The organism is Achromobacter xylosoxidans (assembly GCF_001457475.1).
Lineage (GTDB): Bacteria > Pseudomonadota > Gammaproteobacteria > Burkholderiales > Burkholderiaceae_B > Achromobacter > Achromobacter xylosoxidans.
The window spans coordinates 6,514,264-6,526,743 of record NZ_LN831029.1; the positions used below are offsets into that span (position 1 = coordinate 6,514,264).

Genomic DNA, 12,480 nt, shown 5'->3' on the forward strand with positions numbered 1-12,480 from the left:
GTAGTAGCGGTATCCGCGCCACGACCGACATCCTGAATACCCGGCTCCAGACCGGGCCAACCCCGGTGTCCGAGGGTTTATGACCCAAACACCACGCAGGAGGTAAATGGAGATGAAGCGTCTTAACCTGAAGTTGGCTGCAGCCTTGGTGGCCGCAGCCGGCGCCGTGGGCGCCGTGGCCACGCCGGCAATGGCGGCGGAAGAGCAGTTCGTTCCGTTGCTGGTGTACCGGACTGGGTCGTTCGCGCCGCTGGGCATTCCCTGGGCCGACGGCAAGCTGGACTACCTGAAGCTGGTCAACGAACGCGACGGCGGTGTCAACGGCGTCAAGATCACCTACGAGGAATGCGAAACCGCCTACGCCACCGACCGCGGCGTCGAGTGCTACGAACGCCTGAAGGGCAAGGGCACCGGCGCCTCGGGCTTCGACACGCAATCGACCGGCATCACCTTCGCGGTCAGCGACAAGGCCATGGTGGACAAGGTGCCGGTCGAGACGATGGGCTACGGCCTGTCGCAATCGGTCGACGGCAGCGTGTTCGAGTGGAACTTCCCGCTGCTGGGCACCTACTGGACCGCCGCCGACGTGATGATCCAGGACATCGCCAAGAAAGAAGGCGGCATGGACAAGCTCAAGGGCAAGAAGATCGCCCTGGTCTACCACGACTCGCCCTACGGCAAGGAACCGATCCCGCTGCTGCAGAAGCGCGCCGCCAAGGAAGGCTTCGAGCTGCTGCTGTATCCGGTGACCGCCCCCGGCGTGGAACAGAAGTCCACCTGGCTGCAGATCCGCCAGGCGCGCCCGGCCTATGTGCTGCTGTGGAGCGCGGGCATCATGACGCCCACCGCCATCCGCGAAGCCCAGGCCAGCGGCTACCCGCGCGACAAGATGTACGCGATCTGGTGGGCCGGCTCCGAAGGCGACGTCAAGGACCTGGGCGATGTCGCCAAGGGCTACAACGCCATCACCATCCACAACAGCGGCGCCGACCACGACAAGGTCTATGACGATCTGAAGAAGTACGTCTACGACAAGGGCCAGGGTTCGGACAAGACGGGCAAGACCACGCTCGGCACCATCGCCCACACCCGCGGCATGATGATCTCGATGCTGCAGGTCGAAGCGATCCGCACCGCGCAGGAGAAGTTCGGCAAGGGCAAGGCGCTCACGCCCGACCAGGTGCGCTGGGGCTTCGAGAACCTGAACCTGACGCAGGAACGCCTGAACCAGCTCGGCTTCGGCCAGATCATGCGTCCGGTCAAGACCTCTTGCAGCAACCACAAGGGTGACGACTGGGCCCGCATCGTGCAGTGGGACGGCGCCAAGTTCAAGGTCGTCTCGGACTGGTACCAGGCCGACAAGGCCCTGCTGGACCCGATGGTGAAGGAAGCCGCGGCGAAGTACGCCAAGGAAAAGAACATCACGCCCCGCACTTGCGAGAACTGATGTGAACCGGCGGCCGGCGCCCCAGGGCGTCGGCCGCCACCAAGCCGCAGGAACCGCCATGACCGCAGCAACCACTACCGCTACTACCGCCGACACCCCCAAGGTGCTGCTCGATGTGAACGGCATCGAGGTGATCTACAACCACGTCATCCTGGTGCTCAAAGGCGTGTCCCTGCAGGTGCCGGAAGGCAAGATCGTGGCCCTGCTGGGCGCCAACGGCGCCGGCAAGACCACCACGTTGCGCGCCATCTCGAACCTGCTCAAGGGCGAGCGCGGCGACGTCACCAAGGGCCACATCCAGTACCGCGACCAGCGCATCGAAAAGCTGTCGCCGGCCGAACTGGTCAAGCGCGGCGTGGTTCAGGTGATGGAGGGCCGCCATTGCTTCGCCCACCTCACCATCGAAGAGAACCTGCTGACGGGCGCCTACACCCGCGACCTCGGCCGCGGCGACACCAGCGCGGCGCTGGACCGCGTCTACCAGTATTTCCCGCGCCTGAAGCAGCGCCGATCCAGCCAGGCCGGCTACACCTCGGGCGGCGAACAACAGATGACCGCCATCGGCCGCGCGTTGATGGCCAACCCCAACATGATCCTGCTGGACGAGCCGTCCATGGGACTGGCGCCGCAGATCGTCGAGGAGATCTTCGAGATCGTGCGCGACCTGAACCAGCGCGAGCGCGTCAGCTTCCTGCTGGCCGAACAGAACACCAACATCGCGCTGCGCTACGCCGACTACGGCTACATCCTGGAGAACGGCCGCGTGATGATGGACGGCGCGGCGCAGGACCTGGCCCAGAACGAGGACGTGAAAGAGTTCTACCTGGGCATTTCCAGCGGCGAGCGCAAGAGTTTCCGCGACAACAAGTTCTACCGCCGCCGCAAACGCTGGCTGGCCTGATCCCTGGAGCGGCGACGCCGGCGCGGTCCGGCTCGCCGCCGGCAACGACACCGCAGTACGGCACACGAGAGGGTGCTATCCCATGTCCGAGTTTTTCGATGTCCTGGAAACCCGAGCGCCCGAGCAACGCGAGCGCGACCTGATGGCGGCCCTGCCCGGCGCCATCGCCCGCGCCATCGCCCGCGCGCCGGCCATTGCCGAGCAGCTGCGCGGCATCGACCCCGCCACGGTCACCTCGCGCGCCGCGCTGGCGCGCCTGCCGGTGCTGCGCAAGCACGAGCTGCTGGAACGCCAGCAGCACTGCCGCGAACAGGCCGCGCAACCGGCCGGACCGCAAAAGGCCTTCGGCGGCTTCTCGGCCATCGGCTGGGGCGAAGCCATGCGCGTGTTCGCCTCGCCCGGCCCGATCTACGAACCCGAAAGCGCCCGCGCCGACTACTGGCGCTTTGCCCGCGCGCTGTACGCCGCGGGCTTTCGCGCCGGCGAGCTGGCCTACAACTGCTTCTCCTACCACTTCACGCCGGCCGGCTCGATGATGGAAACCGCCGCCCATGCCGTCGGCTGCACCGTGTTTCCTGGCGGCACGGGCCAGACCGAACAGCAGGTGCGCGCCATCCAGGACCTGGCGCCCAGCGGCTACACCGGCACCCCCAGCTTCCTGAAGATCATCCTGGAAAAGGCCGACGAGCTCGGCGTGAAACTGGATTCGCTGCGCCGCGCCCTGGTGTCCGGCGAAGCCTTCCCGCCGTCGCTGCGCGACTGGCTGGCCGCGCGCGGCATCGAGGGCTACCAGGCCTACGGCAGCGCCGACCTGGGCATGATCGCTTTCGAGACGCCGGCGCGCCAGGGCCTGGTGCTGGGCGAGGACATCATCGTCGAGATCGTGCGCCCCGGCACCGGCGAACCGGTGCCCGATGGCGAAGTGGGCGAAGTCGTGGTCACCACGCTGAACCCCGACTACCCGCTGGTGCGCTTCGGCACCGGCGACCTGTCGGCGGTGATGCCGGGCATCTCGCCCTGCGGCCGCACCAACACCCGCATCAAGGGCTGGATGGGACGCGCCGACCAGACGACGAAGGTGCGCGGCATGTTCGTGCATCCCTCGCAGGTGGCCGACGTGGTGCGCCGCCATCCGGAAATCCTGCGGGCACGCCTGGTGATCAGCGGCACCACCGGTTCGGACAAGATGGTGCTGCGCGTGGAATCACGCGTGCGCGGCGAAGACCTGGGCGCCCGCATCGCCGAATCGGTGCGCGACGTGACCAAGCTGCGCAGCGACGTCGAATGGGCCGAGGCCGGCTCCCTGCCAAACGACGGCAAGGTCATCGACGACATCCGCACCTACGAATAACAAGGATAAGAAGAAGAAAGGCGCGCGCCCGGGACCGGCAAAGCCCGGGCGCGGCACCGCCTCTTTCGATGCCGCGGCGGATTCAATTGCCCAGCGGGCGGGCCAGCCACTCGCGGCCCTTGAGCATGCCGTTCCAGTAGATCCACGGCAGCATCGTCGCCTTCAGGAACCAGGCGCTCTTGCGCGGCACGGTCGGGTCCAGCGGGAACGTGGGCAGCAGCTTGCCGCCATAGCCGAACTCGGCCAGCACGATGCGGCCGCGCTCGACCGTCAGCGGGCACGAGCCGTAGCCGTCGTACGTGACCGGCAGCGCATGCCCTTCGCGCACCGCCAGCAGGTTCTCGGCCACCGTGACGATCTGCTTGCGCGCCGCCGCCGCGGTCTTGGCGTTGGTGGTGCTGATGCCATCGCCCAGCCCGAAGATATTGTCGTAGCGCACATGGCGCAGCGTGGCCGGGTCGACCTCGCACCAGCCCGCCGCATCCGCCAGCGCGCTGTGGCGCAGAAATTCGTGCGGCACCTGCGGCGGCACCGCGTGCAGCATGTCGAATGACTTCTCGACACGGGTCACCGCCCCCTCGGCGTCCTTGACGTCGAACCAGGCCTTGCGCGCCGGGCCGTCCACCGCCACCAGCGCCGAATTGAACGCCAGCGAAATGCCGTAGCTTTCCACATAGCGCATCAGCGGCGGCACGAAGGTCGGCACGCCGAACAGCACCGCGCCGGCCAGGTCGAATTCGACATCGATGCGATCCAGCACGCCGCTGCGGCGCCAGTGGTCGCACGCCAGGTACATCGCCTTCTGCGGCGCGCCGGCGCACTTGATCGGCATGGCCGGCTGCGTGAACAGCGCCTTGCCGCCTTTCAGGCCGCGCACCAGTTCCCAGGTGTAGGGCGCCAGGTCGAAGCGGTAGTTGGAACTGACGCCATTGCGGCCCAGCGTTTCCGACAGGCCCTCGACCTTGTCCCAGGCCAGGCGCAGGCCCGGACACACGATCAATTGCTGATAGCTGACGGCGCTTCCATCCGCCAGCCGGACCTGATTGGCCTCGGGTTCGAAACCGGCCGCCGCGGCCTGCAGCCAGGTAGCGCGGCCCGGCATCACCGCCCTTGTCGGCCGCACGGTCTTGGCCACATCGAACGCGCCACCGCCGACCAGCGTCCAGGCCGGCTGATAGTAGTGCTTGTCGCTGGGCTCGATGACCGCGATGCGCAGGTCCGGGCGCCGCCGCAGCAGGCTGGCGGTCACGCCGATGCCCGCTGAACCGCCCCCGACCACCACCACATCGAAATCGCGCTGCGCCTGTGCTGCCGTCTGCATGCTTGTCTCCCTGCTATCGACCGGTCCGGGGTGGCCGGTTCGTCATGTATTGAATTGCCGAGTACAGCGCCATGCCGGCCACCATGGCCGCCACGAAGATCAGGGCCTCCGGCACGCCGGCCGCCGCCGCCACCAGCGCCGGGCCGGGGCAGAAACCCGCCAGCCCCCAGCCCGCGCCGAACGCCAGGCTGCCGAACGCCAGCCGCGGATCGATACGCGTGGCCGTGGGCCAATGCAGCGGCTCGCCGGACAGGCTGGCACGACGACGGCGCAACCAGGCAAAGCCCGCTGCCGTCACGGCCAGCGCACCGCCCATCACCAACGCCAGCGAAGGGTCCCAGCTTCCCGCCAGGTCCAGGAAGCCCAACACCTTGGCGGGATTGGCCATGCCGGAAACGAGCAATCCCAGCCCGAACACCAATCCCGAGAGAAACGCGAACAAGGCCACCATGTCAGCCTCCCATCAGGTGCCGCGCGACATACACGGTGGCAAACCCCGCCGCCATGAAGAGCGCCGTCGCCGCCAGGGAACGGCGCGAGCCGCGCGCCAGCCCGCAGACGCCGTGGCCGCTGGTGCACCCCGACGCGTAACGCGTGCCGATGCCGACCAACAGGCCAGCCGCGATCAGCCGCGCATTGCCCGCCTCCACCACGATCGGCGGCAGCGCGCTGCCCAACCGATACAGCCAGGGCGACAGGCACAGGCCCAGCAGGAACGCCAGGCGCCAGCCGGCATTTCGATCAGGCGGCAACAGCCCGCCGAGGATGCCGCTGATGCCTGCGATGCGGCCCGCGCCCAGCATCATGAGAACGGCGGCCACGCCAATGACCACGCCGCCGGCAAGCGCGCTTGCGGGAGTAAAGGCGGACAGGTCGATCATGACGTGAGCGCCGCCATGGTCCGACCGCAATACAGGCTCGACAGCGTCTTCATGACCTGGTTGACCTCGAAGCTGGCCAGTTGGTAATACACGTACTTGCCCTGGCGCCGCGTGCTCACCAGGCCTTCGTCGCGCAGCACGCCCAACTGCTGCGACAGCGTCGGCTGGCGGATGCCGGTCAGGGATTCCAGTTCACCGACGTTGCGCTCGCCCTGCACCAGTTGGCACAGCAGCAGCAGCCGGTCTTCGTTGGCCAGCGCCTTGAGCAGCGCGCAGGCCTGGGAGGCGGATTCGCGCAGCGCGGCGACTTCGCAATCGTTCAGGGCAGTCAGCATTTGATGGGGATCAATCGGCGGGAAAGAGTTTGATCATTATATTGACGGATAAACTATCCAACAATATTATTGAAAAATATATATTGTTCTGCGCCCCTCCTTTGCTCCCGGCCCCCCTCTCATGAACCCGCATATCCAGGCCTTCTTCGACCCGGTCACCGCCACCGTCACCTACGTGGTCCACGAGCCCGTGGCGGGCGGCGCCTGTGCCATCATCGATTCGGTGCTGGACTACGACCCCAAGTCCGGCCGCACCACCACCGCCAGCGCCGACCGCGTCATCGCCTATGTGCGCGAACACGGACTGCGCACCGAATGGCTGCTGGAAACCCACGCCCATGCCGACCACCTGTCGGCCGCCCCCTATCTGCAGCGCGAGCTGGGCGGCGTCATCGCCATCGGCCAGAGCATCCGCACCGTGCAGGGCGTATTCAAGAAGATCTTCAACCTCGAACCCCAATTCCAACTCGACGGTTCGCAATTCGGCCGCCTGTTCGCCGATGGCGAAACCTTCAGGATCGGCGCCCTCACCGCCAGCGCCATGCACGTACCCGGCCACACGCCGGCCGACATGGCCTACCGCATCGGCGACGCCGTCTTCGTCGGCGACACGCTGTTCATGCCGGACGTCGGCACCGCGCGCTGCGACTTCCCCGGCGGCGATGCCCATCAGTTGTACCGTTCCATCCGGCGCCTGCTGGACCTGCCCGGCGACACCCGCCTATACATGTGCCATGACTATCCGCCCGCCGGGCGCGAGGCCGCCTGGCAGACCACGGTGGCCGAGCAGCGCCGCGCCAACATCCACGTGCGCGACGGCATCGGCGAAGACGACTTCGTCGCCATGCGCACCCGGCGCGACGCCACCCTGTCCATGCCGACCCTGATCCTGCCCGCCATCCAGGTCAATATCCGCGCGGGCCATTTCCCGCCGGCCGAGGACAACGGCGTGCGCTACCTCAAGATCCCCGTCGACGCGCTCTAGCCGACGTCCGCGGCGGCACGGCCGGGCGCGCACTTGCGCGCCGCCGGGATATCCCGCAAGATCGGCCGGTCACAAGATTGCCGATCCGACGGAACCTCCCATGTTCGCCGAAGCCGAAGCCGACCCCGTCCTGTCCAAGGAAGCCTTCAAGCCGCTGGAGGCCAAGCTGCGCGTCGCGCTGCTCAATGCGCAGTACCAGCGCCTGCAGAAGGCCGAGAAATCCCTGCTGGTGGTGGTGGCCGGCATCGATGGCGCCGGCAAGGGCGCCACGGTCAACCTGCTCAACGAGTGGATGGACCCGCGCCACATCAGGACGCTGGCCTATGGTCCGCCGGAAGGCGATGAACTGGAACGCCCGCCGATGTGGCGCTACTGGAAAGACCTGCCGCCCAAGGGCAGCACGGGCATCGTCTTCGGTTCCTGGTACACGCCGCTGATCCGCGAAGCCGCGCGCAAGAAACCCAACCAGGACAACATCGAGGCGCAATCTGTCGCCATCCGGCGCTTCGAGGCCATGCTGGCGGCCGAGGGCGTGCAAATACTCAAGCTCTGGTTCCACCTGTCGTCCGACGCCCAGCGGGCGCGCGCCAGGCGCCTGCTGGCCAGTCCCGAAACCTCGTGGCAGGTCAGCCCGGTCGATCTCAAGGTGTACAAGAAGTACGACCGCATCCGCAACAGCGGCCAGGTCGTCATCAACCACACCGACAGCGGCCATGCGCCGTGGGTGGTGATTCCCAGCGCCGACGAGAACATGCGCGCCGCGCGCACCGCCGAGGCGGTCCTGGCCGCCATGCGCCAGCAGACCGTGCCGCGCATTCCGCCAACGTTCGTGGCCCATACCGGCCCGGCCCGCATTCTCGACCGGCTCAGCCAGCTGGACTATGACGCCAAGCTCGACCGTGAAGACTACGAGTCCGAGCTTGGCCTGCTGCAAGGCCGGCTGGCGCGCGCGGCGCGCTCGAAGAAGTTCCAGGAACGCTCGCTGGTATTGGTGTTCGAGGGCCAGGACGCGGCCGGCAAGGGCGGCGCCATCCGCCGCATCACCCATGCGCTGGACGCGCGCCAGTTCGACATCACGCCGGTGGCCGCGCCCAACAGCTACGAGCTGTCGCGCCCCTACCTGTGGCGCTTCTGGCGCCACGTGCCGCGGCGCGGCCGCATCGCCATCTTCGACCGCTCCTGGTATGGCCGGGTGCTGGTCGAACGGGTCGAGAAGATCACCCCGCCGGCGCACTGGCGCCGCGCCTACGCCGAAATCAACGACTTCGAGGCGCAACTGGCGGGCAGCGGCGCGCTGGTGCTGAAGTTCTGGCTGGCGATCACCGCCGACGTGCAGCTCGAACGCTTCAAGGACCGCGAGAAATCGCCGTTCAAGAACTTCAAGATCACCCCCGACGACTGGCGCAACCGCGACAAGTGGAAGGAATACGCGGCAGCCACCAACGAGATGCTGGCCCGCACCGACGTCAAGCATGCCCCGTGGCATCTGGTGTCGGCCAACGACAAGCGCTACGCTCGCCTGCAGGTGCTGCGGCACATCGTCGAAACCCTGGAAAACCAACTCTGACCCCAAGGAGGCCACGCGCCATGAGCTCCGCCGAAATCCGCCCCGTCGTCGCCGCCGATTTTGACGTCTGGCTGCCCCTGTGGAAGGGTTACCAGGACTTCTACCGCGTCGACATCGCCGACGCCGTCACCCGCAACACCTGGGCCCGCTTCCTCGACCCGGCCGAACCGGTGCACGCCGCCCTGGCCTATGACAGCGGCAAGGCCGTCGGCATGGTGCACTGGATTTTCCACCGCTCCACCTGGACCGCGGGCGACTACTGCTATCTGCAGGACCTGTACGTGGAACCGGACACCCGCGGCACCGGCGCCGGTCGCAAGCTCATCGAACACGTCTATGCGCAGGCCACCGCCGCCAACTGCGCCCGCGTGTACTGGCTGACCCACGAGACCAACGCCACCGCCATGCAGCTGTACGACCGCATTGCCGACCGCTCCGGCTTCGTCCAATACCGCAAGGTGCTGCCGTGAGCGCGCGCGATCCGGACTGTCCGCTGTGCCAGACCGATGGCGGCACACTGCTGTGGCGGGGACCGCACCTGCGCCTGATCGAAGTCGATGATCCCGACTACCCAGGCTTCACCCGCGTGGTCTGGAATGCGCACCTGGCGGAAATGACCAGCCTGTCGACCCATGGCCGCGATCTGCTGATGCGCGCCGTGTACGTGGTGGAGGAAACGCAGCAAGCGATCCTGGCGCCCGACAAAATCAACCTGGCATCGCTCGGCAACATGGTGCCGCACCTGCACTGGCACGTCATTCCGCGCTGGCGTGGCGACCGCCACTTTCCGGATCCGATCTGGGCGGCCCCGCGTATCGCGGCCGGCGCCGAGCCGGCCGGATGGGCCGAACGCCAGGCCCGCGTCCAGGCGCTGCTGCCGCGTTACCGCAATCGGCTGGTCGAAGCCATGAACGCGCTGCTGTGGCATTGAGACGGGCGGCCGCGGTGCAGAACGGTCAGGCCGGCGACGATCGAATCCATCCAAATCCTATGTAAATCAAGGCCTTCTCCGTCAGAGAATAAGCACAATTCAGGTAATATTCAACTTTCCCAGCGTTACGCTGCACCGCAGCAATCAAGGAGCGAATATTGACCCTGCAGGCCCCGCCCCCGTCCCGGCCCGTTTCTTTCCTGCAGGCGTTCCTGCGCTCCGAAGCCCTTGGCGGCTATGTCCTGATGCTGGCCGCCGTGGTCGCCCTGGTCATCGCCAATAGTCCGCTCGCCCCTTACTATTTCGAAGCGCTCGGGGCCAAGCTGGGCTTCCAGGCCGGCCCGGTGATACTCAAGGAATCGGTGCTGCACTGGATCAACGACGGCCTGATGGCGGTGTTCTTCCTGCTGGTCGGGCTGGAGATCAAGCGCGAAGTGCTGGACGGCCAGTTGCGCGGGGCGGCCCGCATCGTGCTGCCGGGCATCGCCGCCCTGGGCGGCATGGCGATGCCCGCCCTCATCTACGTCCTGATCAACCTGGGCAGCCCCGACACGCTGCGCGGCTGGGCCATCCCAGCCGCCACCGACATCGCCTTCGCCCTCGGCATCCTGGCCCTGCTCGGCAGCCGCGTGCCGACCTCCCTGAAGGTGTTCCTCACAGCGCTGGCGATCCTGGACGACCTGGGCGCCATCGTCATCATCGCGCTGTTCTACACGTCCGAGCTGAACCTGTTCGCGCTGGCCATGGCCGGCGCGTTGCTGGCCTGCCTGGTCTGCCTGAACCGGGCGGGCGTGCTGCGCCTGGCGCCCTATCTGCTGATCGGCGTGGTGCTCTGGTATTTCGTGCTGAAGTCCGGCGTGCACGCCACGCTGGCCGGCGTCGCGTTGGCCCTGACCATCCCGCTGCGCCCGCAGAACCAGGGCCACGCGGGCGCGCATTCGCCGCTGCACGCGCTGGAACACGCGCTGCACAAGCCCGTGGCCCTGCTGATCGTGCCGCTGTTCGGCTTCGCCAATGCCGGCGTGTCATTCGCGGGCATGGGGCTGTCCAGCCTGGCGCAACCCGTGCCGCTGGGCGTGGCGCTGGGCCTGTTCCTGGGCAAGCAGCTGGGCGTGTTCGGTTTCGCCTGGCTGGCCATCCGGTCCGGCATCGCCAGCCTGCCGCGCCATGCCAGTTTCACGCAGCTGTATGGCGTGGCCCTGCTGTGCGGCATCGGCTTCACGATGAGCCTGTTCATCGGCGCGCTGGCGTTCACCGATCCGGCCGCGGTCGATGCCACCAAGATCGGCGTGCTGACCGGTTCACTGGCCTCGGCGGTGGTGGGCTTCCTGCTGCTGCGCGCCAGCGGCGCCACGGAAAGCGAGGCCAAGGCCACGGCCTGGCTCGGTACGCCGCGGGAGTAGACTGGTGGCATCCCCGACAGGAGCCGCCATGAAGCCGTCCGCCATCTCCGTGCAGCGCGTCTATGAAGGCATCGGTCCCGACGGGCACTACCGGGCCCTGGTGGACCGCATGTGGCCCCGCGGCCTGCGCCGCGCCGACCTGGCGCTGGACGAATGGGCCAAGGACCTCGCTCCCAGCAGCGAACTGCGCAAGTGGTTTTGCCACGTCGACGAACGCTGGGACAACTTCCGCGAGAAGTACCTGGCCGAACTGGCCGAACCCGAGCAGCAGGCCCGCATGGACGCCCTGCTGCAGGCCGCCGGCGAGCGCCCGGTGACCCTGCTGTATGGCGCCCGCGATACCGAGCACAACCAGGCGGTGGTATTGCGCGACGCGCTGCAAGAATACGCCCGGCATCACCGCAAGCGCCTGGCGCGGGCCCCGGGCTAGGCCCATCGACATGCCAATGCTGCCCGCAAGGGGCGCGTCGACCCGCCGACGCGCTTCGCGTGCAGCCTAGCCGCCCGCCTTCGTCGGGTTGGACAACGGGAAGCCGCTGTCGGTCAGGCAGGCCTTGATCCAGGCATGGTCGTCGCTGTCGTCGACCTCGCCATCGAGCTGGGGCAAGGGCTTGGACGAATACGTCGGCGCCTTCACCTTGGGGCCGGTATTCCAGCGCGCGTCGTCGTCAATGCTGCCCGGGCAACTCGCGTCGTTGCCGTTGTACGAGCAGGACGCGATCGGCATTGGCTTGTTGTCGACCACCTTGGCCACATAGCGCTGTACGTACACCGAGCCGGTGGCCCAATACTCTTCCGTGCTGCAGACGCGATCATCGTTCTGGTAATGCCGGGTCGAAAAGCAGGCGTAGTACTTGTAGTCGGGCGGCAAGACATCGCATGACGTCTCATAGCCCGAGTAAGGGCCGCCCGTGAACTGCTTGCGGAACTCGCGCTGGCTCAACGCCACGCGGATCAACCTGGGAAGACTGTCGCCCTTCCCGCGTTCCTTGAACTCGCTGGCGCGGGAGCGGATCAGGTCGGCCGCGACGGCGCCCGGCGTCTTCTCGTCGGGCAGCGATTCGGGGTCGGACACCAACCCCTCCAGGCGCATGTTGCGGGCCTCGATCCAGCGGCGCTGGCTGTCCACCAGCATCGCGCGGATCTGCGCATCCGGCGCCTGCTTGAGCAAGGCGGCGTAGGCCCGGTTCAACTCGGCGTCGGCGGCCACCGCGCCGCGATCCGAGCAGATCAGCTTCTCGGCGGGCGTGCCGGCCTTGTGGCAATCGATCGCCCACGCCGGCGCCGACAGGGCGCCCAGCCCGGCCAGGCACAGCAGTCGCGCCGCGCGATTCGTGAAACCCATGGTGCTTCTCCCT

14 protein-coding genes are annotated in these 12,480 nt (G+C 67.4%); 9 read left to right on the forward strand and 5 right to left on the reverse strand.

What is annotated here, in order from left to right; genetic code table 11:
* Positions 1–106 precede the first annotated feature (106 nt).
* The 3 genes from AT699_RS29395 to AT699_RS29405 all read left to right on the forward strand — a co-directional run bounded on the left by AT699_RS29395 (position 107) and on the right by AT699_RS29405 (position 3,699).
* The gene (locus AT699_RS29395) at positions 107–1,447 is read left to right on the forward strand and encodes an ABC transporter substrate-binding protein (RefSeq protein ID WP_024070678.1); all 1,341 of its coding nucleotides are present in this window, start codon (positions 107–109) and stop codon (positions 1,445–1,447) included.
* A 58-nt stretch (positions 1,448–1,505) separates the two neighbouring features.
* Positions 1,506–2,348, forward strand: coding sequence for an ABC transporter ATP-binding protein (locus AT699_RS29400; protein ID WP_024070679.1), 843 nt, complete (start codon positions 1,506–1,508; stop codon positions 2,346–2,348).
* 82 nt (positions 2,349–2,430) lie between these two features.
* Positions 2,431–3,699 (forward strand): phenylacetate--CoA ligase family protein, encoded by a 1,269-nt coding sequence (locus AT699_RS29405; RefSeq protein ID WP_024070680.1) that lies wholly within the window; start codon positions 2,431–2,433, stop codon positions 3,697–3,699.
* 82 nt (positions 3,700–3,781) lie between these two features.
* Here AT699_RS29405 and AT699_RS29410 read toward each other — a convergent pair whose 3' ends face one another.
* The 4 genes from AT699_RS29410 to AT699_RS29425 are packed head-to-tail and all read right to left on the reverse strand — an operon-like array spanning position 3,782 to position 6,236.
* Positions 3,782–5,020 (reverse strand): NAD(P)/FAD-dependent oxidoreductase, encoded by a 1,239-nt coding sequence (locus AT699_RS29410; protein ID WP_006389828.1) that lies wholly within the window; start codon positions 5,018–5,020, stop codon positions 3,782–3,784.
* 13 nt (positions 5,021–5,033) lie between these two features.
* Positions 5,034–5,471 carry a YeeE/YedE family protein gene (locus AT699_RS29415; protein WP_024070681.1) on the reverse strand — a complete coding sequence of 146 codons (438 nt, stop codon included), beginning with the start codon at positions 5,469–5,471 and terminating at the stop codon, positions 5,034–5,036.
* 1 nt (position 5,472) lies between these two features.
* On the reverse strand, positions 5,473–5,901 hold the full coding sequence (locus AT699_RS29420; RefSeq protein ID WP_020925950.1) for a YeeE/YedE family protein: 429 nt from the start codon (positions 5,899–5,901) through the stop codon (positions 5,473–5,475).
* Entirely contained in the window at positions 5,898–6,236 is a 339-nt protein-coding gene (locus AT699_RS29425) for an ArsR/SmtB family transcription factor (protein WP_024070682.1), read from the reverse strand. The genes AT699_RS29420 and AT699_RS29425 overlap by 4 nt, the downstream gene beginning before the upstream one ends.
* Positions 6,237–6,357: 121 nt before the next feature.
* Here AT699_RS29425 and AT699_RS29430 point away from each other — a divergent pair, with 121 nt between their 5' ends.
* The 6 genes from AT699_RS29430 to AT699_RS29455 all read left to right on the forward strand — a co-directional run bounded on the left by AT699_RS29430 (position 6,358) and on the right by AT699_RS29455 (position 11,552).
* Positions 6,358–7,221: an MBL fold metallo-hydrolase gene (locus AT699_RS29430; RefSeq protein WP_006389824.1), complete on the forward strand. Its 864-nt coding sequence runs from the start codon at positions 6,358–6,360 to the stop codon at positions 7,219–7,221.
* 100 nt (positions 7,222–7,321) lie between these two features.
* Positions 7,322–8,788, forward strand: coding sequence for a polyphosphate:AMP phosphotransferase (pap, locus tag AT699_RS29435; RefSeq protein WP_024070683.1), 1,467 nt, complete (start codon positions 7,322–7,324; stop codon positions 8,786–8,788).
* 20 nt (positions 8,789–8,808) lie between these two features.
* Positions 8,809–9,258 (forward strand): GNAT family N-acetyltransferase, encoded by a 450-nt coding sequence (locus AT699_RS29440; protein WP_024070684.1) that lies wholly within the window; start codon positions 8,809–8,811, stop codon positions 9,256–9,258.
* Complete coding sequence (locus AT699_RS29445) at positions 9,255–9,719, forward strand: HIT family protein (protein WP_024070685.1); 465 nt, start codon at positions 9,255–9,257, stop codon at positions 9,717–9,719. The genes AT699_RS29440 and AT699_RS29445 overlap by 4 nt, the downstream gene beginning before the upstream one ends.
* A 158-nt stretch (positions 9,720–9,877) precedes the next feature.
* Positions 9,878–11,122, forward strand: a complete 1,245-nt coding sequence (nhaA, locus tag AT699_RS29450; RefSeq protein WP_024070686.1) for a Na+/H+ antiporter NhaA — start codon at positions 9,878–9,880, stop codon at positions 11,120–11,122.
* A 28-nt stretch (positions 11,123–11,150) separates the two neighbouring features.
* A complete protein-coding gene (locus AT699_RS29455) occupies positions 11,151–11,552 on the forward strand; it encodes a DUF488 domain-containing protein (RefSeq protein WP_024070687.1) in 402 nt (133 codons plus the stop codon).
* Positions 11,553–11,618: 66 nt separating this feature from the next.
* Here AT699_RS29455 and AT699_RS29460 read toward each other — a convergent pair whose 3' ends face one another.
* Positions 11,619–12,467, reverse strand: a complete 849-nt coding sequence (locus AT699_RS29460; protein WP_024070688.1) for a lysozyme inhibitor LprI family protein — start codon at positions 12,465–12,467, stop codon at positions 11,619–11,621.
* Between the last annotated feature and the right edge of the window lie 13 nt (positions 12,468–12,480).

Bases quoted from the DNA above. Each gene is read 5' to 3' on its own strand.
- AT699_RS29395 (WP_024070678.1), top strand. From the start codon at position 107: ATGGAGATGAAGCGTCTTAACCTGAAGTTGGCTGCAGCCTTGGTGGCC.
- AT699_RS29400 (WP_024070679.1), top strand. From the start codon at position 1,506: ATGACCGCAGCAACCACTACCGCTACTACCGCCGACACCCCCAAGGTG.
- AT699_RS29405 (WP_024070680.1), top strand. From the start codon at position 2,431: ATGTCCGAGTTTTTCGATGTCCTGGAAACCCGAGCGCCCGAGCAACGC.
- AT699_RS29410 (WP_006389828.1), bottom strand. From the start codon at position 5,020: ATGCAGACGGCAGCACAGGCGCAGCGCGATTTCGATGTGGTGGTGGTC.
- AT699_RS29415 (WP_024070681.1), bottom strand. From the start codon at position 5,471: ATGGTGGCCTTGTTCGCGTTTCTCTCGGGATTGGTGTTCGGGCTGGGA.
- AT699_RS29420 (WP_020925950.1), bottom strand. From the start codon at position 5,901: ATGATCGACCTGTCCGCCTTTACTCCCGCAAGCGCGCTTGCCGGCGGC.
- AT699_RS29425 (WP_024070682.1), bottom strand. From the start codon at position 6,236: ATGCTGACTGCCCTGAACGATTGCGAAGTCGCCGCGCTGCGCGAATCC.
- AT699_RS29430 (WP_006389824.1), top strand. From the start codon at position 6,358: ATGAACCCGCATATCCAGGCCTTCTTCGACCCGGTCACCGCCACCGTC.
- pap (WP_024070683.1), top strand. From the start codon at position 7,322: ATGTTCGCCGAAGCCGAAGCCGACCCCGTCCTGTCCAAGGAAGCCTTC.
- AT699_RS29440 (WP_024070684.1), top strand. From the start codon at position 8,809: ATGAGCTCCGCCGAAATCCGCCCCGTCGTCGCCGCCGATTTTGACGTC.
- AT699_RS29455 (WP_024070687.1), top strand. From the start codon at position 11,151: ATGAAGCCGTCCGCCATCTCCGTGCAGCGCGTCTATGAAGGCATCGGT.
- AT699_RS29460 (WP_024070688.1), bottom strand. From the start codon at position 12,467: ATGGGTTTCACGAATCGCGCGGCGCGACTGCTGTGCCTGGCCGGGCTG.